We start from the raw sequence: 19322 nt of genomic DNA, 5'->3' as shown, positions 1-19322 counted from the left end.
TCGCAAAGTTGAGGTGTCGTGGACGACAGGTGGATGTTGTCACACGGGACGCTTGAGGAAGGTTTGCCATGACGACTCGTCAGCCCTTGTACAAATCCCTGTATTTCCAGGTGATCGTTGCCATTGCCATCGGTATTTTGCTCGGCCACTTCTATCCGCAGACCGGTGTGGCTCTCAAGCCGTTCGGTGACGGGTTCATCAAACTGATCAAAATGGTCATCGCCCCCATCATCTTCTGCACCGTGGTCAGCGGTATCGCCGGCATGCAGAACATGAAATCGGTCGGCAAGACAGGCGGCTACGCGCTGCTGTACTTTGAAATCGTCTCCACCATCGCCCTGCTGATCGGCCTGGTCGTGGTCAACGTCGTGCAACCGGGCAACGGCATGCACATCGACGTGTCGACCCTGGACACCAGCAAGATCGCCGGTTTCATTTCGGCTGGTAAAGACCAGAGCATCATCGCCTTCATCCTCAACGTGATCCCGAACACCATCGTCGGCGCGTTCGCCAACGGCGACATCCTGCAAGTGCTGATGTTCTCGGTGCTCTTCGGCTTCGCCCTGCATCGCCTGGGTGCCTACGGCAAGCCGGTGCTGGATTTCATCGACCGCTTCGCCCACGTGATGTTCATCATCATCAACATGATCATGAAGCTGGCCCCCATCGGTGCCTTCGGCGCCATGGCGTTCACCATCGGCGCCTATGGTGTCGGTTCGCTGGTGCAACTGGGTCAACTGATGATCTGCTTCTACATCACCTGCATCGTGTTCGTGCTGGTGGTGCTGGGCGCCATCTGCCGTGCCCACGGTTTCAGCGTCATCAAGCTGGTGCGCTACATCCGTGAAGAGCTGCTGATCGTGCTGGGTACTTCCTCGTCGGAGTCGGCCCTGCCACGCATGCTGATCAAGATGGAACGCCTGGGTGCCAAGAAGTCGGTCGTGGGCCTGGTCATTCCGACAGGCTACTCGTTCAACCTCGACGGTACTTCGATCTACCTGACCATGGCCGCGGTGTTCATCGCCCAGGCTACCGACACCCCGATGGACATCACTCACCAGATCACCCTGCTGCTGGTGCTGCTGCTGTCGTCCAAAGGTGCTGCCGGCGTGACCGGTAGCGGCTTCATCGTACTGGCGGCCACCCTGTCGGCCGTGGGCACCTTGCCGGTGGCCGGCCTGGCACTGATCCTGGGTATCGACCGCTTCATGTCCGAAGCCCGCGCCCTGACCAACCTGGTGGGCAACGCTGTCGCCACCATCGTGGTTGCCAAGTGGGTCAAGGAGCTGGATGAAGACCAGTTGCAGACCGAACTGGCTTCCGGCGGCCGCGGCATCTCCGACGTCCGTGAAGACGACGAGCAGATCGCGGCGGCGCAGATCGCGGCGGCTGAAACCTCTGCTCCCGGTGCTGTGAAGTAATCTTCAGGCTGGCATGAAAAAACCCGCTTCGGCGGGTTTTTTCATGCCAGCTCGCAACTGCCTTTGTGGCGAGGGAGCTTGCTCCCGCTGGGTTGCGAAGCAGCCCCCGACAATGCGCCCGCCACTGTGGTATGTCAGGTAGGACGAGGAGGGCCTGCTGCGCAGTCCAGCGGGAGCAAGCTCCCTCGCCACGGATGAACGCGTGAGCGTATCGGTCATCCCAAACCACACCTGCGGTAATTGCCTTGCCGCCAGCGCCTGCCTAGTCTTTGCTCATCATCCAGCGGAGACCCTCCATGCAAGGTCCATTGGCATCGCTCAAGGTTCTGGATTTCTCGACCCTGCTACCCGGCCCGTTCGCCTCGCTGCTGCTGGCGGACATGGGGGCCGAGGTGCTGCGTATCGAATCCCCGACCCGTCCGGATCTGCTACGCGTCCTGCCGCCCCACGACCGGGGTGTTTCCGCCAGCCATGCCTACCTCAATCGCAACAAGCGCAGCCTGGCCCTGGACCTCAAGCAACCGGAAGCGCTGGAGGTGATCAAGCGGTTGCTGGCTGACTACGACATTTTGCTGGAACAGTTCCGTCCCGGAGTGATGGAGCGACTGGGGCTTGGGTATGAGACGTTGAAGGCGATCAATCCCCGGCTCATCTACGTGTCGATCACCGGCTACGGCCAGACCGGCCCCTACCGGGACCGCGCCGGACACGATATCAACTACCTGGCCCTGACAGGGCTGGCCAGCCATACCGGCCGTGCCGACAGCGGCCCGCTGCCGCTGGGCATCCAGGCGGCGGACATCGCCGGCGGGTCGCTGCACGGCGTAATCGGATTGCTGGCGGCGGTGATTGCCCGCCAGCAGAGCGGGCAGGGCCAATACCTGGATGTGAGCATGGCCGATTGCGTGTTCAGCCTGAACGCCCTGGCGGGCGCCGGTTACCTGGCCAGTGGGGTCGAACCCGGCTGGGAAAGACATCTGCTCAATGGCGGCAGCTTCTATGACCATTACCGCACCCGGGATGGTCGCTGGATGTCGGTGGGCAGCCTGGAGCCGGCTTTCATGCAAGCGTTGTGTGAGGCCCTGGGCCGGCCGGAACTGGCCGTGCATGGCCTGTCACCCGAGCCCGAGCGACAGCAGATGCTCAAGCAGGCGCTGCAAGTCGAGTTCGAGAAGCATGATTTCAGCGAACTTTGCCGGTTGTTTGCCGATATCGATGCCTGCGTCGAGCCGGTGTTGAACCTGGAAGAAGCCCTCGGGCATCCGCAGTTGCAGGCCAGGAAAGTCGTCACCCACGTGCCCCGCGGCGATGGTTCGAGTCAGGCGCAGATGGCGTGTCCGTTGAAGTTCTCCGAAGGGTTGCCCGAACCTCGGCATGTTGGCGCGGGGTTGGGGGCGCATACGGATCAGGTATTGGGGGAGTTGGGGTTCAGTGCTGAGCGGATTGCCCAACTGCGGAATGCCGGGGTGGTTGTGTAGTGTTTTTGCGGGCCTCATCGCGAGCAGGCTCGCTCCCACAGGGTTTTGTAGCGCTCACAGATCCAATGTGGGAGCGAGCCTGCTCGCGATGAGGCCGGCCCAGGCAGCACAAATCCCGCTACTCCATCCGCGTCTCCCCGCTGAACACCAACGTCCCGCGACAACTGCGGCACAGGTAGCGCCGCCCCTGGCGCACCAGTCTATGGCGTTGGGCCGAGAATGGGAAATCGCTGCCTTCGCAGGGGCATTTGTAGATGTAGCGGGTGACGCTGCGGCGTTTGATTTCGTAGGTGTGGCAGCGGTTGGGCGGCAGTTCGTACACGCCGCGCATGATCAGTTGCCACTCTTCGCCATGGGGCTGGATGCGTTCGCCAAACAACTGGTGGGCGATCAGGTGCGCGACTTCGTGGGCGACGGTCTGCTTGAGGAAGTCTTCGGCATTTTCCCGGTATAGCTGCGGATTGAAGCGCAGCAGGTTTTCATGCAAATGCGCCACACCGGCTTTCTGGCCACGCAATTTGAAGCTGACCACCGGGCGTTTGAAAGGACGTTTGAAAAAGGATTCGGCTTGTTGGTAACACTCTTCGACGCGGGTATTGAGTTGCTCGAGCATGCTTTACGGGTCTCCAGAAACCCGAGTATGCCGCAAGCATCGGCCGTTGCGAATCGCTCAGGTGCCCAGCGGTCGTTTCCTCAGTCAGCTACAGGAAGGCCGCCTTGCGGCGGCCTGTGTCGGCAGATCCTGTTTTTATAGGAGAGCCTTGGTTTTTCAGTTGGTATAGACCGGGCCGACGCCCAACCCCCAGACAATCACTGTGAACGCCATGATGGCAACCAGCACCACCAGGCCGACGGCGAGTACCGAACTGGAAAACAGGAAGCCTTCGTCCTGGGGAATATTCATGAAGGTCGGCAAGCCCACGTAGAGCAGGTAAACCGTGTAGCAGATCGCTGCCGTGCCCACGATCATTCCCAGCCACATGTGTGGATAGAGCGCTGCCAGCCCACCAATGAACAGGGGAGTGGCGGTGTAGGTGGCAAACGCCACGCAACGGGCCAGGCTCGGGTTGGCATCATAGGTACGGGCCATCCAGTGGATAAATGCGCCCATGACCGCGACCCCGCCCAGCATGGCCAGGTAGGACATGATGGTCATCCACAGCGCGCTTTCCTGGGTGAGCATCACGGGAGCACGATTGCCGATGACCCAACCTACCTGCGTCGTGCCGATAAACGCCGACACAGCGGGAATCGCCGCCAGGATCAGCGTGTGGGTGAGGTACATGTGGCTGATGCTTTCCTCCTGATCGCCACGGATGTCTTTCCATTCTTGATCAGGGTGGGTAAAGAGCCCCACGACATGATGGATCATAGTCAGTCACTCCTTTGTTATTGCCATCGCCCCCCAACGGAGCGCCTACGGGCCAAATGGCCAAGTAAGTAAAGGTCTGAATATGTGTGCGACCTTATGACGCAGTATAGAAAGGAGTTATCCCCAGGGGGATGGGGGGCTTAGAGCAAATCGCGCTGTAGGGTGGCGGGTTAATCGCGGATAGGTCTGTGTGTACGGTCCTGAAGCCAGCGAATAACTCTGTGGCGAGGGGATGGGGATTTATCCCAATCCCCTCGCCACAGGAGACGGTGCCACGCCTCGGATTTTTGCGTAAAATGCCGCCCCTTCGTCACACCTCACGGATTTCGCGTCATGGGCACTCTCACGGTCAACCAGAACAAACTGCAAAAGCGCCTGCGCCGCCTGGCCGGTGAGGCGGTTGCCGATTTCAACATGATTGAAGACGGTGACAAGGTCATGGTCTGCCTGTCCGGTGGCAAGGACAGCTACACCATGCTCGATGTGCTGATGCACCTGCAGAAGGTTGCGCCGATCAAGTTCGACATCGTCGCGGTGAACATGGACCAGAAGCAGCCGGGGTTTCCCGAACATGTGCTGCCGGCGTACCTCGAATCATTGGGCGTGGAATACCACATCGTCGAGAAAGACACCTATTCGGTGGTCAAGGAGCTGATTCCCGAAGGCAAGACCACCTGTTCGCTGTGTTCACGCCTGCGTCGCGGTACGCTCTACACCTTCGCCGACGAGATCGGCGCGACCAAGATGGCCCTGGGGCATCACCGCGACGACATCGTCGAGACGTTCTTCCTGAACATGTTCTTCAACGGTTCGCTCAAGGCCATGCCGCCCAAGCTGCGCGCCGATGACGGGCGCAACGTGGTGATCCGTCCGCTGGCCTATTGCAGCGAGAAGGACATCCAGGCCTATTCGGATCTCAAGCAATTCCCGATCATCCCCTGCAACCTGTGCGGTTCCCAGGAGAACCTGCAGCGCCAGGTGGTCAAGGAGATGCTCCAGGAGTGGGAGCGCAAGACGCCAGGCCGCACCGAGAGCATCTTCCGCGGTTTGCAGAACGTCGTTCCGTCGCAACTGGCGGATCGCAACCTGTTCGATTTCACCAACCTGCGTATCGATGAAAGCGCTGCTTCGCGCTTCGTCAATGTCGTGAACCTCTGACCGGACCCCAGGAGCGGGAATGCGCGATTACAAGTGGCTGCATGAGTACTGTCTGAACCGCTTCGGTTCGGCGGCTGAACTGGAAGCCCATCTGCCTGTTCCCAAGACCCCGGCGCAATTGCGCAAGATCGGCGACGACCGCTACCTCTCGACCATGTCGCTGCGGATCTTTCGCGCCGGGCTCAAGCACAGCCTGGTAGACGCCAAGTGGCCGGCGTTCGAAGAAGTGTTCTTCAAGTTCGATCCGGAAAAAGTCGTCTTGATAAGTGCCGAGCACCTGGAGCGGTTGATGCAGGATGCGCGGATCATCCGGCACCTGGGCAAGCTCAAGAGCGTGCCCCGCAACGCGCAACTGGTACTGGACGCGGCCCATGAAAAAGGCAGCTTCGGCGCGCTGATCGCCGACTGGCCGGTGGACGACATCGTTGGCCTGTGGACCTACCTGAGAAAACATGGCCATCAACTGGGCGGCCTGTCGGCTCCGTACTTTTTACGGATGATGGGCAAGGACACCTTCGTGACCAGCAACGACGTTGTGGCGGCGCTCAACGCCCAGGACATCATCGACAAAGTCCCCACCAGCCTGCGGGACCTGGCGACGGTGCAGAATGCCTTCAACCAGTGGCATGAAGAGAGTGGCGGCCGGCCGATGAGCCAGATTTCGAGGATGCTGGCTTATACCGTGAATCATTGAGACCGAGTCGCACCTATCGCGAGCAGGCTCGCTCCCACACTGGATTTGTGAACGCCGAAAATCCCCTGTGGGAGCGAGCCTGCTCGCGATGACGGCCTGTCAGGCGACGGAGATGTCGCCCTCGCCAGCCAACCGCCGGTTCAACTGGAACCGCCAGCGCACATACACCAACGCCGAGCAGAACACCGCCACGCTCGCGAGCATTTCCAGCACGCCGAACAGCTGCCGGTTCGGGTCATAGGCCGCCAATGCGCCCTTGATGAAATACAGGTTCACCACGAAGCACATCCATGAATGGCCGCGAGCGCTGCCGGTGAGCATGCCGGGCGCCAGGATCAACAGCGGTACCAATTCGATCAGCAGGATCACCCAGGGACGCGCGCCGTGCAGGTCGGCGATCAGCAGGTAATACACGCTGAGCACCCCCACCAGGCCAAAAAAACACAGCAGGCTGAGAATGCGGGCAATACGCACGCGCGGCTCTAGCCACTGGATGGAGGGAAGGATCTTCGGCTTTTTAGCCACGGCCGCTCTCCAGCAATTGTGCGGTTTTCGCCAGGCGCGAACCCAACGCCCGGCACAGGGCGACTTCATGTTCGTTCAAGCCGCTTTTACCGTCACTTCCGGCATGGTGGCTCGGCCCGTAGGGCGTACCACCGCCCTCGGTATCGATCAGGGCCGACTCGCTGTAGGGCAGGCCGGTGATCAGCATGCCGTGGTGCAACAGCGGCAGCATCATCGACAACAGGGTGGTTTCCTGGCCGCCATGCAGGCTCGCGGTGGAGGTGAACACCCCAGCCGGCTTGCCCACCAGGGCACCGGTCAGCCACAGGTTGCTGGTGCCGTCGAGAAAGTACTTGAGCGGCGCGGCCATGTTGCCGAAACGGGTCGGGCTGCCCAGGGCCAGGCCGGCGCAATTCTTCAGATCATCGAGGGTGGCGTACAGCGGACCTTGCTCGGGAATGTCCGGGGCCACCGCTTCGCATTCGGTGGAAATCGCCGGCACCGTGCGCAACCTGGCTTCCAGCCCGGCCTGTTCGATGCCACGGGCGATCTGCCGGGCCATTTCGTTGGTGGAGCCACTGCGGCTGTAATACAACACCAGGATGTACGGTGTGCTCACGGCAGGATCTCCAGGATCTTCTCCGGTGGACGGCCGATCACGGCTTTGTCGGCGGTTTCGAGAATCGGCCGTTCCATCAGTTTCGGGTGGGCGGCAATGGCGGCGATCAATTGCGCCTGGCTCAGGCTTTCGTCGGCCAGGTTCAGGCGGGTGTATTCGTCCTCGCCGGTGCGCAGCAGTTGCCGGGCCGTGATCCCGAGTTTGCCCAGCAGCCGTTCAAGCTGCGCTGCATCGAGCGGGGTTTCCAGGTAGCGGACCACGGTGGGCGCCAGGCCCCGGGCCTCCAACAGTTCCAGCGCACCGCGGGATTTTGAGCAGCGCGGGTTGTGATAAAGCGTCAGATCGGTCATGAGCGGGTCGCATCTTGCGTAAGGTGGCGGCTATTCTACTGTGCCACGATGGGTCGTGGCAGCGTTCACATTCAGACAAGGATTGGCACATGGCAAGGCGATTGACGGCGGCATTGGTATTCATGGGGATCCTGTTGCTCGCCGGTTGCGGAAACGACTACGGCGTCGACCAGAACGGCCAGGCGATCGCCTCGCAACGGCTGGACAAACAGTGGCTGGTCATCAACTACTGGGCCGAATGGTGCGCACCGTGCCGCACCGAGATCCCGGAGTTCAATGCCTTGGTCGAACAGCTCAAGGGACGCAACGTCGGTGTGTTCGGGGTCAATTTCGATCAGGTGCAGGGCGAGGAGCTCAAGAGCGCCAGCGACAAGATGGGTATCCGGTTCACCGTGCTGGCCCGGGACCCGGCCGAGATCTTCGACCTGCCGCGCAGTGAGGGGTTGCCGGTGACCTACATCATCGACAACGAAGGCAAGGTGCGCGAGCAATTGCTGGGTGAGCAGACGGCGGCGGGGGTGATGGCGAAGCTTGAGGCGTTGCAGGCGCTTAAATAGCAATTTGTGATGGAGAGGTTGTGAGGGCTGTTGTGGCGAGGGGATTTAGCGAAACGTCGCACCGCCCCGCTGGGCTGCGAAGCAGCCCCAAAAATGCAGCTATCACCGTGGCGTGTCAGACGAGACGCAGGGGGCTGCTACGCAGCCCAGCGGGGATAAATCCCCTCGCCACAGGCCCCAGCCAGGCTCAAGATTCCGTTTGGAGGATCAGCCTTCCTCCAGCCACCACCGCAGCGGCTTGCCCTGGGCCGGCCAGAAACGTATCTGCTCGATGGGCGAGATGTCCCAGCGTTCGACCTTTTCCAGCGCCTGCAAGAATCGCGACTCCTGTTCCATCACGGCCGGCCCGCAGCGTTTGCGGGTGCTGCCGATCTTGCCGAAGCTCAAGCGATGGCCTTCCAGGGTATAGGGGGCGAACCAGTGATTGCAGCCGGCATTGCCGTAGGCGCGGCCGTCCTCACCGAGGGTGATGGTCAAGTGGCTGTAATCCATCAATGGTCGTTCGCCGATCCATTCCAGGATGTAGCTGCGGTTCTGTTGCAACTGTACAGGTTCGGCGGCACAGCCCAGCAGGCTCATGCCGATCAACGCGGACAGGGCCAGACGTTTCATCAGGCGGCGTCCCTGCATGTCGGGCACAGGTGCTTTTCACCCATGGTGGACCAGCCCAGCTCGGCGATGCGTGCGTTGGCGGCCGGCTTCTGCGCCTTGACGCCGAGCTTGGCATCAACGGCAAATTCGAAGCTCAGTTCCTTGGCGCAACTGTCGCAATTGACCTTCCAGGTGTGGATCGCCAATTCGCCGAACACCGGGCCGGTGGTCATGGCGGTCCATTGACCCATGGGCTTGAGCAGGTGGCGAACGGTGTCCACGGTCAGGCGCATGGACAAATCCTTGCTGCCCTTCAGCGTGACCAGCAGTACGTCGTTGGCCTGGATCGAACCGCCGTTGCCGGTGACCTGATAGCGGCCCGGCGCCAATGCGCGGACTTCGGTCAGGGTGTGCTGCGGGTTCATCAGGGTGTAGCGGAAATCGTGCTCGGCCATGGGTCCTCCAAAATAGGCGCGACATGCTAGCACGCGGCATGGGTGGCGATGGCCCGGATGCGACGAACACCCCCCTCTTCTTGTGGGAGCGAGCCTGCTCGCGATAGCGGTCTGTCAGTTGATAGAGATGTCGACTGACACGGCCTNGCGACGAACACCCCCCTCTTCTTGTGGGAGCGAGCCTGCTCGCGATAGCGGTCTGTCAGTTGACATCGATGCCGGCTGATCTGGCGCTATCGCGAGCAGGCTCGCTCCCACAGGGGATTGTGTTCGGTTGGCTTAGTCGTCCACCAGGTTTTGCGGCGTGCCGTTCGCCCAGGCCGCGATGTTGTCGAGGGTGGTCGTGGCGATTGCGTCCAGCGCTTCATGGGTCAGGAATGCCTGGTGTGCGGTGACAACCACGTTGGGGAAGGTCAGCAGCCGTGCCAGCACGTCGTCCTGCAAGGGCTGGTCGGAGCGGTCCTTGAAAAACAGCTGGGCCTCTTCCTCATAGACGTCCAACCCCAGGTAGCCCAATTGGCCGCTTTTCAAGGCCTCGATCAGGGCCGGTGTATCCACCAGGCCGCCGCGCCCGGTGTTGATCAGCATGGCGCCGGGTTGCATGGTCGCCAGCGAGTCGGCGTTGATCAGGTGCCGGCTCTGCTCGTTCAGCGGGCAGTGCAGGCTGATGATCTGCGCTTGCGCCAGCAGATCGGCCAGGGGCAAGTAGCGGGCTCCGAGGGTTTCGACCTGAGGGTTGGGATAGGGGTCGTAAGCCAGCAGGTGGCAGCCGAAGCCGGCCATGATCCGCGCGAATGTCGCGCCGATCTGTCCGGTGCCGATCACCCCGACCGTCTTGCCCACCAGGTCGAATCCGGTCAGGCCATGGAGGCTGAAATTGCCGTCGCGGGTGCGGTTGTAGGCGCGGTGCAGGCAGCGGTTGAGCGCCATGATCAATGCCACCGCATGTTCGGCCACGGCATGGGGCGAGTAGGCCGGCACCCGGACGATATTCAATCCCAGGCGCCTGGCGGCGGGCAGGTCGACATGGTTGTAGCCGGCCGAGCGCAGGGCGATCAACCGGGTTCCGCCGTTCGCCAGCCGTTCCAGCACCGGGGCGCTCAGGTCATCGTTGATGAAGGCACACACCACATCGTGCCGCTCGGCCAGGGCCACGGTGTCCAGGTTCAAGCGGGCGGGCTGGAATTGCAGTTCAACGTCGGCGGGCCGCGGGGCCTTGGTGAAACTGTCTCGATCGTAGGTCTGGCTGTTGAAAAGAATCACGCGCATGGCGGCCTCCTGGCACTTTGAAGGGTGTCAGTCTAGCCGCCATCGCTTGTGTGCCTGTTGTCCTGGATCACGCGCTGATGCGTGCCTCGCTGGCCAGGCGATCGATGGCGCGATCCAGGTCTTCCAGGGCGGCCGCGGCCTTGGGATCCTGTTGCTTGAGCAGGGTTTCGCTGCGCTGGCAGGCGGCTCGTAATTGCGGAACGCCGCAGTAGCGTGTGGCGCCGTGCAGGCGATGAACCCGCTCGATCAGGGCATTGTGATCGTTGGCCTCGCTGGCCTGGCGAATCGCTTCGCGGTCGGCTTCCAGGGAGGCCAGCAGCATCGCCAGCATGTCCGCCGCCAGGTCGGCCTTGCCGGCGGCCAGGCGCAGGCCTTCTTCTGGATCGAGCACCAGCAACTCACTGCCGCCCTGGGCGTCGAAGCCTCGCTCCGGGGATTGATTGCGCAGGGCCAGCCCGGTCCATTTGAGCACCACCTGGGCCAGTTGCCGCTCGCTGATAGGTTTGGTCAGGTAGTCGTCCATGCCGCTTTGCAGTAGGGCGCGCTTTTCGTTGGCCATGGCATGAGCGGTGAGGGCGACGATCGGCAGCGGCGTGCAATGCCGCTCGCTTTCCCACTGGCGGATGGCCTCGGTGCTTTGGCGGCCATCCATGCCGGGCATCTGCACGTCCATCAGGACCAGGTCGAAGGTTTCCTTCTGCACGGCCTGGACCGCGGCATAGCCGCTTTCCACTGCCAGCACCTTGGCGCCCATGTCTTCGAGCAGGGTTTGCACCAGCAGCAGGTTGGCCGGGTTGTCGTCCACGCACAGGACCTTGGGCGCGCGGCTGGCCACCGGTTCGTTGGGTTCGTTGCGCGGTGGACGGGGGTTGACCAGGTCGGACAGCGAGCGGCGCAACTTGCGGGTACAGGCCGGCTTGGCCTGTAACTGGCTGTGGGGGTTGGGCACCGAGAGGTGGTACAGGGTCTGCTCGGTGGTCGGGCACAGCACCAGGACCTTGCAACCCAGGTGCTCCAGGTCCCAGATGTGCTGGTTGAGGCGTTCCGGCGGCATGTCGTTGCTGGTGATGCCCAGCACGGCCAGGTCGATGGCCTGGTCGGTCTGGTGGGCGATGGTCACGCCATTGGTCAGGTTTTCCAGGGTATTGAACGGCGTCACCTGCAAGCCGCAGTCTTCGAGCTGATGCTGCAAGGCCTGGCGGGCCAGGTCGTGGTTTTCCAACAGGGCCACATGACGACCCAGCAACGGTGGGCCGGGCAGGTCCTCGGCGTCGTCACGGGTCTTGGGCAGGCGCAGGCTGATCCAGAATTCCGAGCCTTCGCCCGGTGTGCTGTCGACCCCGATCTCGCCGCCCATCTGTTCCACCAGGCGCTTGGAAATCACCAGGCCCAAGCCGGTGCCGCCCGGTTGCCGCGACAGCGAATTGTCGGCCTGGCTGAAGGCCTGGAACAATGCCCGCACGTCCTGGTTCGACAGGCCGATCCCGGTGTCCTGGATGCTGATGCGCAATTGCACGCTGTCTTCGTGTTCGTCTTCGAGCATGGCCCGGGCGACGATGGTGCCTTCGCGGGTGAACTTGATGGCGTTGCTCACCAGATTGGTAAGGATCTGCTTGAGTCGCAGCGGATCGCCCACCAGCGACAACGGTGTGTCGCGGTAGACCAGGCTCACCAGCTCCAACTGTTTGGCATGGGCGGCTGGGGCGAGGATGGTCAGGGTGTCCTGCAACAGGTCCCGCAGGTTGAAAGGGATACTGTCGAGCACCAGCTTGCCGGCCTCGATCTTCGAAAAATCGAGGATCTCGTTGATGATGCCCAGCAGGCTGTCGGCGGACTTTTCGATGGTGCCCAGGTAATCGAGCTGGCGCGGGGTCAGTTCGCTCTTCTGCAGCAGGTGCGTGAAGCCGAGGATGCCATTGAGGGGCGTACGGATTTCATGGCTCATGTTCGCCAGGAATTCGGACTTGATCCGGCTGGCCTCCAGGGCCTCCTTGCGGGCCAGGTCCAGCTCGATGTTCTGGATCTCGATGGTTTCCAGGTTCTGGCGCACGTCTTCGGTGGCCTGGTCGATGCTGTGCTGCAATTCTTCCTGGGCGTTCTGCAAGGTGCCGGCCATGCGGTTGATGCCTGACGCCAGCTCATCCAGCTCCTGGCTGCCCAACGGGGGCAGGCGCGTTTCCAGGTGACCATCCTTGAGTTGCGCCACGGCCAGCTTGATCTGGCTCAGCGGTCGATTGATCGTGCGGCCCATGCGCAGGGCCAGCAATCCGGTCAGGCCGAGGCCGGCGGTAATCAGCAACAGGCTGGCAAACAGGCTGCGGTAACCTCGCAGCAACATGCCGCTGTGGGACAACTCCAGCTCGACCCAGCCCAGCAGGCGGTCGGCTTCTTCGGGGATCAGTTCGCCGGCGAGGTTGCGATGCTTGCCGAATACCGGCAGCAGGTAGCGCGTGGCATCGTTGCCGGTGCGTTGCAGCAGTTGGGCACTGTTGCCCTCCGGTGCACGGTTGAGCATGGTCGGGCCGGCATGGGCCAGTGGCGTGCGGTCGGGGGCGAGGAAGGTCACGGCGCGCACGTCCGCCTGTTCAAGGGACTGGGTGGCGATGCGCTCCAGCAGATCGCTGTCCTGGCGACTCATGGCCGGGGCGACCAGCGGTGCAAGCTGTTCGGCGATCATCTCGCCACGCTGCAGCAACTGGGCATGCAGGTCCGCTTGCTGCATCCAGGTGAAATAGCCGCCCAGGACCAGCGCCATCAGGCTGGTCGGCAACAAGGTCAGCAACAGCACGCGGCCTTTGATCCCCAGTTTCTTCAGCACACTTGTCTCCTGCATCCAGCGGTTCGATCGACTTCGCGCGCATCCGGCACGCAATACCTGCGCAGTGTAGCGATTTGCAGGCGGGCAATCTCCGTAAAATTCATGTCGCCGTGCATCCTGCTGCCGGCTGCAGTGATAGCGATGCGCGGCGGTTGCCTCTCGATTGGCGATCTTGAATAATCTGCAAACTGAGAATTATTTGCAGATATTCATGAATCCCACTTCTGTTTGTCATCCCCGCATCCTCTCCATTGAAGACGATCCCGTACTGGGTGCCTACGTCCACGAACAACTGGGTCGTAGCGGGTTTGACGTGACCTGGTGCCAGAACGGCCGGGAAGGGTTGGAGATTGCCTGCCGCCAGGCTTTCGACGTGGTGCTCATGGATATCCTGCTGCCCGGTATGGATGGCCTCGCGGTGCTGACCCGTTTGCGCCAGAGCCATTCGACCCCGGTGGTACTGATGTCTGCCCTGGGGGCCGAAGCCGACCGCATCAGTGGTTTTCGCCTCGGTGCCGACGATTACCTGCCCAAGCCCTTCAGCATGGCTGAGCTGCACGTGCGTATCGAAGCCATCCTGCGCCGGGTGGCGCTGGATCGGCGTCCGACGCCGATGTTGCCGGTGCATCAGGCTCAGGGGCTGGATTTCGATGAAGAACGCTGCGACGTGCAAGTTGCCGGGCAGCCGGCCGGGCTGACCCGCAGCGAGTACCGTCTGCTGGATGTCCTGCATCGCAGTGGCGACGAAGTGCTGAGCAAGGCCTTCCTTTATCAGCACGTCCTGCAGCGTGGCTACGCGCCCCACGACCGCAGCCTGGACATGCACGTCAGCCAGATCCGTCGCAAGCTCAAGGCCATCGGCTACATCGCGCGGGAAGTGCGCACGGTATGGGGCAAGGGATATGTCTTGAGTGCCATCGATGAAATGGTCTGATCTGCCCCCGCGGCATTCGTTGTTCTGGAAACTCGCTTGCCTGCTGGTGGCGTTCTGTCTGCTGATGATCTGGCTGAGCTGGTCCTGGGGACGCTACATGGAACAGCGCAACCAGTTCCTCTCGGACGAAGCCCGCGGCACCCTCACGCGTTATGCCGCCGAGGCCGAGCAGGCCTGGCTCGGGGGCAGTCAGACCGGTGTCGATCGGTGGTTGCAGGGCATGCAGCAGCGGGAAGCCAGCTGGGTCGGCGTCATTGGTGCGGACTTGCAGTCCCTGAGCGAGCATCCGCTGACGGACAAGGAAATCGAGCGCCTGACATTTCTGCGAGGGCTCGACTGGCCCATCCACCGTAAAGGCCGGCCGTGGCTGCGGGTGCCGTTTCCCGATGATCCATCCGCCGGCAGCCTGGTCATCGAATTGCCCGAGCGTTTCCTGCCGGGGCGATACCGGGTGTTCTGGCGGGTGATTACCAATGGCGTGATTCCCGGTCTGTTCACCTTGTTGCTGTGCGTCGGCCTGTATCGCTTGCTGGTGGTGCCGCTCAATCAACTGCGCGAGCAGGCCAATGCCTGGCGCGTCGATCAGTTGAACGTGCGCTTGCCCCGACGTACGACCGACCGGAGCGATGAACTGGGTGAACTGGGGCGTGCGTTCGATCACATGGCCGAACGGTTGCAATCGACCGTCATCCTGCAACAGCAACTGCTGCGCGACCTGTCCCACGAACTGCGCACACCCCTGAGTCGTTTGCAAGTCGCCAGTGAAAGCGAGCAAGCCCTCGAACCCTTGCGTGAGCGGGTCGCCCGGGAGGTCGAGGGCATGCAGCGGCTGGTGGAAGACACCTTGCAACTGGCCTGGCTCGACACCGACCGTGCGCCGTTGCCTGGGGAACCCATCCAGATCCAGGCACTGTGGGAAATGCTCACGGAAAATGCCTGCTACGAAAGCGGCTGGCCGGCCAGCCAACTGCATTGCGCCGTAGCGGCCGACTGTTGGGTGCAGGGCAACCTCAATACCCTGGCCCAGGCCTTGGAAAATATCCTGCGCAACGCCATCCGCCATTCACCGCCCGATGGCATCGTGCGCCTGGATGGCCGACGCGAAGGCGCGTTCTGGCATCTGTGGCTGGAGGACGAAGGCGGCGGGGTGGCGGAGCAGGATCTGCGGCGCATCTTCGATCCTTTCACCCGCCTCGATGGCTCCCGTCCCGGCGATGGCGGTTTCGGCCTGGGCCTGAGCATCGCGCGCAACGCGGTGCAGCGCCAGGGCGGGCGGATGTGGGCGGAAAATACGGGGAGAGGGCTGCGGTTGAGTCTGTGGTTGATAGCCGGCGAGAGCGCCGACAAGGGCCAGTCGAACGAGATGCTTGTGGCGAGGGAGCTTGTTGTGGCGAGGGAGCTTGCTCCCGCTGGGCTGCGCAGCAGCCCTCAAACCTGAATCAGTCTGTTTTCCAGAAGTCAAAGCGGCCCAAATGTGCACCAATTTTTGACAGCGTTACCCGCCAGTTGCTCAAGGCGTTTGTATGCTGGTCCTATACAATAAATTATTGTTTAATACGAGTTCCAAAAACCAAGCAGTCCCAAATTTTCAGAAAAGCGTAGCCGTGTGATATGCCAGGTAGTCAAGGTATTAATATATTGATCTTCAGCACCTGCGTAGGCATTTAAAGCGCTCAACAATTCAACCATGCTACCCACCCCGGATCGATAGCGACCTTGCACCACCTCAAGGGATTGCTGTGATTGAGTGATTAATTTGTTTGTATGGCTAAGTCGCTGAAGCTCACTGCTAAGGGTTTGGTAATTTTCCCAAAGCTCAAGCGACAACTTCAACTCTTCTTCCAGAAGCTCCTCCTTGCTTATCTCAAGATGCGCGAGATCACTACGTATCTGATATTTTTGGCTGAAACCATCAAACAAAGGGATGTTTAATTGCAGGCCAATGGCTCTATTTCGGTCGCGTCTGTCGCCGTTAAGCATATGGGATTGATCAATTCGGGTATGGGAAATATCGGCCGTCAATGAAAGGGTTGGTTTCCCAGCGGCGCGACTCACATCAATTTTTGCCTCAGCGGCTTTGATCCGCGCTCTAACAGCTACTAAGGCAGGGTGATTTTGTTGGGCTTGTTGAAATAGCTCGGCAATTGTCTTGATGAGTTGCGCATCGGGTAACGACATAAGATTGCCCTCCAATTCGAATGGCGTCTCAGGAGAGAGTCCCATACGCAGTGCAAGCATCCCTACGGTATTGCGAAGTGCCCCCGTATCGCGAATCTGATTCAGACTGGCTTGAGAAAAGGCGGTTTTCGCTTGCAACAAATCAGAAAGTGCCGCGGCTCCGGAATGATACCTGGCTTCTGCGGCATCAAGGTTTTCTGCTGCAAACGATGTAACTTTTGTTGAGATGATCAAGCTTCGCTGAGCGGCAAGAGCTCGATAGTAAAGCTCTGCTGCGGAAGCGAAAGATTTTTGCAGTACGACATCTTGATTGGCGTTAGCAGCCACTAAGAGTTGCATGGATCTTCGTAGCTCGGCTTCCCTCTGTCCAAAATCGAACAATACCCAGGTGAAATGCAATCTATTGGATATCTGCCGTCGGCTTCCCTCGCCGGAAAGTTCACTGCGCTGCTCATAATCAGTAACGGTTCGTCCCGTAGTCATGCCGATGCTGCCGGTGACCTTCGGAAAATACGGGGATCGACTGACTCCGATTTGAGCGGCCTGCGCCTTTGCGTGCACCCAAGCCGAGCGTGTTTTTGGGTCATTACAAAGTATTCGCTCTATGCTCTCCTGTAGGGACAATGTTGTTGGAGTACTTCCAAAGATGCACGGCTGACCCGTATAGGAACTTGTCTTTGAGGAGGCGAATGTAACGTGGTTAGGTGCAACAAACTCAGCACCTATAGCTGATAATGTTATGCCCGCAGCAAGTATGGACAGCGTACAGGCGGAATAGCCCGTCATTTAATCGCATCCATATTCGCTTGGATGGGACATGGTTCTAGTTTCCCAGATTCCAGTCTGAAAACCCGATCCGCCGACGCGATAGTCTCAGGCCGATGTGCGACAATTATGCGGGTTATTTTTAGTGAACGTATGGCGTCGTTGACTAACTGCTCACATTGCAGGTCAAGATGGCTGGTGGCTTCATCAAGGAATAAAATTCTAGCTCTTTTATAAAGTGCACGGGCCAAGAGTATGCGTTGTTTCTGCCCGCCTGAGAGCACCGTCCCCATATCCCCAACCAATGTGTTGTATCCCATAGGCATTGATTGGATACTATTATGTATCGTTGCCATTTGTGCGCATTGGATTATCCAGGATGTATCAGCATTCTGGTCGAAAAAAGAAATGTTTTCCGCCAGTGAGCCGGCAAACAAGACATCATCCTGCATCACCGTGCCGACCATGTCTCGGAGGGTGTTAACGCCCATGTCTCTTACTTCTATTCCAGCAATTTTGATTTGCCCTTCGCTAGGAGGGAGAATCCCTAATATCAAATTCAGTAATGTACTTTTTCCAGCGCCAGACGCTCCCGTGATGGCTATCGATTCGCCCTCTGCTATAGATAGATTCAGTTTGTCAATAATGTAAGACTCTTGATCGGAATAGCGGTACCTCAAATTTTTTATTTCAATATTTATGCTACATGTGTGGGGGGGTAACTAAGTTGATTTTTCCGTGATTATCTTCCGGTGGATGAAGAACAATATCGGCTAAGCGCTCACCATGGAGTTGGAGCACACGCAATTCAAAAAAAAGGTCTACCAAGTTTGATGTCCTACTGACGAATTGTGTCTTATAAGCGGTGAAGGCTATTAATACGCCAACACTAAAATGCCCACTCATGACCAAGCTGGCGCCAAACCACACCGCAAGCAGATTTTCGATGCCGAAAAGCAAACCGTTCAGTTGTGTATAAAAAAGTTGCATCTTTTGAGAACGAATATCTGCATTAATTTGCTCGATCAACAGGCCTAACCAAACGGAACGTCGTTCGTGGGATCGTCTGAATAGTTTGATCGCCCGAATACCTCTGACGGTCTCTAAAAAGTGGCCCTCCTGACGCGCCGCGTGGATTATCTGTTCTTCCGTTGCCCTGCGGAAAGGGGAGTGCCAGACGCAGCGGCCTAGTATATAAAGCACCATGGCGATGAGAGAAATTAAGGCTAGAGTGGGACTGTACATAAACATCAGCGCTAATGTAGCGATGCTCATCAGGCCGTCAAGAATACTGGAAAAAAAAGCGGCGGTAAGTGTTCGTTGAATATGGTCCACTGCGCTAAAACGCGACACGATATCCGCTAGATGTCGCCTTTCAAAAAAGTGAATAGGTAATCTCAATAAATGAGTGAACACATTGGTGCGCCATTGCACACTAATCATCGTATTCATGTGAATCAACACCCATGTACGAATGGCTGTTATTCCCTGCTGCATTAGCAATAGTAACCCAAAACCTAATATAAGGGTTTTTAGTAATTCGCTATCCTCGCTGAGAAGGACATTGTCGATCGTCCACTGGAGAAGAAACGGGCTGACGAGAGAAAATATTTCCAGCGCGAGCGCCAGTAGAAGTACTTGTAATAGCGATCGATACAGACCTGACGCTTTTCCAAGCATTTTGGAAAGCTTGATGCTTGCCTTCTTTTTCTTTTCTTCAAAGTCAAATTCTGGCCATAACTCTAGGGCTATTCCAGTAAAGAAATCACTGCTTTCGGTAAGTGATATGTGGCGAATGCCTCGTGCTGGATCATGAAGGATAAGGTGACCTTGATGTATGGACTTCAAAACTACAAAGTGATTAAAATTCCAGTGAAGAATGCAGGGTAGTCTAAGTTGTAGAAGATCTTTCATGTCGAGCCTGACGGCGCGTGTTCCTAGCTTCAATTGATCGGCTATTTGAATGATATGCTTTAATGTCATGCCTTTTAATGTGGTTTGGAATTTGTTTCGGAGTTCATGCAGACTTGAATTATGGCCATGATAACCGAGTATCATGGCTAAACATGCCAGGCCGCATTCAGCGGTTTCGGTTTGCAATAATAGCGGAAGCTCGCGCCTCCAATGGAGTGAAATTGCATTCGTATAATTCAACGGTA

At 59.2% G+C, this 19322-nt stretch carries 17 protein-coding genes and 1 pseudogene; 7 read left to right on the top strand and 11 right to left on the bottom strand.

Annotated features, from left to right (window positions below; translation table 11 throughout):
- Window positions 1–68: 68 nt before the first annotated feature.
- Complete coding sequence (locus N005_RS09960; RefSeq protein WP_047701058.1) at window positions 69–1421, top strand: dicarboxylate/amino acid:cation symporter; 1353 nt, start codon at window positions 69–71, stop codon at window positions 1419–1421.
- Window positions 1422–1717: 296 nt separating this feature from the next.
- Window positions 1718–2899 carry a CaiB/BaiF CoA transferase family protein gene (locus tag N005_RS09955; protein ID WP_047701057.1) on the top strand — a complete coding sequence of 394 codons (1182 nt, stop codon included), beginning with the start codon at window positions 1718–1720 and terminating at the stop codon, window positions 2897–2899.
- A gap of 118 nt (window positions 2900–3017) precedes the next feature.
- Here N005_RS09955 and N005_RS09950 read toward each other — a convergent pair whose 3' ends face one another.
- Both N005_RS09950 and N005_RS09945 read right to left on the bottom strand, forming a co-directional pair.
- Window positions 3018–3512, bottom strand: coding sequence for a SprT family zinc-dependent metalloprotease (locus tag N005_RS09950; protein WP_047701056.1), 495 nt, complete (start codon window positions 3510–3512; stop codon window positions 3018–3020).
- Between the two features lie 156 nt (window positions 3513–3668).
- Window positions 3669–4271: a Yip1 family protein gene (locus tag N005_RS09945; protein ID WP_024779754.1), complete on the bottom strand. Its 603-nt coding sequence runs from the start codon at window positions 4269–4271 to the stop codon at window positions 3669–3671.
- 333 nt (window positions 4272–4604) lie between these two features.
- Between N005_RS09945 and ttcA the strand changes: the two genes are divergently transcribed.
- Window positions 4605–5429 carry a tRNA 2-thiocytidine(32) synthetase TtcA gene (ttcA, locus tag N005_RS09940; RefSeq protein WP_047701055.1) on the top strand — a complete coding sequence of 275 codons (825 nt, stop codon included), beginning with the start codon at window positions 4605–4607 and terminating at the stop codon, window positions 5427–5429.
- Between the two features lie 19 nt (window positions 5430–5448).
- Window positions 5449–6123 carry a DNA-3-methyladenine glycosylase I gene (locus N005_RS09935; RefSeq protein ID WP_047701054.1) on the top strand — a complete coding sequence of 225 codons (675 nt, stop codon included), beginning with the start codon at window positions 5449–5451 and terminating at the stop codon, window positions 6121–6123.
- Window positions 6124–6222: 99 nt separating this feature from the next.
- Here the strand turns inward: N005_RS09935 and N005_RS09930 are convergent, their stop codons facing one another.
- The 3 genes from N005_RS09930 to arsC are packed head-to-tail and all read right to left on the bottom strand — an operon-like array spanning window position 6223 to window position 7596.
- A complete protein-coding gene (locus N005_RS09930) occupies window positions 6223–6648 on the bottom strand; it encodes a DUF2069 domain-containing protein (RefSeq protein WP_047701053.1) in 426 nt (141 codons plus the stop codon).
- On the bottom strand, window positions 6641–7246 hold the full coding sequence (wrbA, locus tag N005_RS09925) for an NAD(P)H:quinone oxidoreductase (protein WP_041020225.1): 606 nt from the start codon (window positions 7244–7246) through the stop codon (window positions 6641–6643). Before wrbA ends, N005_RS09930 begins: the two co-directional genes overlap by 8 nt.
- Complete coding sequence (gene arsC, locus N005_RS09920) at window positions 7243–7596, bottom strand: arsenate reductase (glutaredoxin) (protein ID WP_047701052.1); 354 nt, start codon at window positions 7594–7596, stop codon at window positions 7243–7245. Before arsC ends, wrbA begins: the two co-directional genes overlap by 4 nt.
- An 89-nt stretch (window positions 7597–7685) precedes the next feature.
- Between arsC and N005_RS09915 the strand changes: the two genes are divergently transcribed.
- Complete coding sequence (locus N005_RS09915; protein ID WP_047701051.1) at window positions 7686–8153, top strand: TlpA family protein disulfide reductase; 468 nt, start codon at window positions 7686–7688, stop codon at window positions 8151–8153.
- A 207-nt stretch (window positions 8154–8360) separates the two neighbouring features.
- Here N005_RS09915 and N005_RS09910 read toward each other — a convergent pair whose 3' ends face one another.
- The 4 genes from N005_RS09910 to N005_RS09895 all read right to left on the bottom strand — a co-directional run bounded on the left by N005_RS09910 (window position 8361) and on the right by N005_RS09895 (window position 13286).
- On the bottom strand, window positions 8361–8765 hold the full coding sequence (locus N005_RS09910) for an META domain-containing protein (RefSeq protein WP_047701050.1): 405 nt from the start codon (window positions 8763–8765) through the stop codon (window positions 8361–8363).
- Window positions 8765–9199 (bottom strand): hypothetical protein, encoded by a 435-nt coding sequence (locus tag N005_RS09905; protein WP_047701049.1) that lies wholly within the window; start codon window positions 9197–9199, stop codon window positions 8765–8767. Before N005_RS09905 ends, N005_RS09910 begins: the two co-directional genes overlap by 1 nt.
- A 279-nt stretch (window positions 9200–9478) precedes the next feature.
- Window positions 9479–10468, bottom strand: a complete 990-nt coding sequence (locus N005_RS09900) for a 2-hydroxyacid dehydrogenase (protein ID WP_047701048.1) — start codon at window positions 10466–10468, stop codon at window positions 9479–9481.
- 67 nt (window positions 10469–10535) lie between these two features.
- Window positions 10536–13286, bottom strand: coding sequence for a response regulator (locus N005_RS09895; RefSeq protein ID WP_047701047.1), 2751 nt, complete (start codon window positions 13284–13286; stop codon window positions 10536–10538).
- Window positions 13287–13497: 211 nt separating this feature from the next.
- On the opposite strand from N005_RS09895, the gene N005_RS09890 reads away from it, so the two are divergent.
- Complete coding sequence (locus N005_RS09890; protein ID WP_047701437.1) at window positions 13498–14220, top strand: response regulator transcription factor; 723 nt, start codon at window positions 13498–13500, stop codon at window positions 14218–14220.
- Window positions 14207–15658: a sensor histidine kinase gene (locus N005_RS09885; protein ID WP_052126378.1), complete on the top strand. Its 1452-nt coding sequence runs from the start codon at window positions 14207–14209 to the stop codon at window positions 15656–15658. The genes N005_RS09890 and N005_RS09885 overlap by 14 nt, the downstream gene beginning before the upstream one ends.
- 113 nt (window positions 15659–15771) lie before the next feature.
- On the opposite strand, the gene N005_RS28165 is transcribed toward N005_RS09885, so the two are convergent.
- The gene (locus N005_RS28165) at window positions 15772–17184 is read right to left on the bottom strand and encodes a TolC family protein (RefSeq protein ID WP_081993247.1); all 1413 of its coding nucleotides are present in this window, start codon (window positions 17182–17184) and stop codon (window positions 15772–15774) included.
- A pseudogene (locus tag N005_RS09875) lies at window positions 17181–19317 on the bottom strand (peptidase domain-containing ABC transporter). Before N005_RS09875 ends, N005_RS28165 begins: the two are co-directional and overlap by 4 nt.
- Between the last annotated feature and the right edge of the window lie 5 nt (window positions 19318–19322).

The organism is Pseudomonas mediterranea CFBP 5447 (genome assembly GCF_000774145.1).
GTDB lineage: Bacteria > Pseudomonadota > Gammaproteobacteria > Pseudomonadales > Pseudomonadaceae > Aquipseudomonas > Aquipseudomonas mediterranea.
Note: the sequence above shows the minus strand (reverse complement) of the source record. Positions and strands in the feature narration are given on the sequence as shown.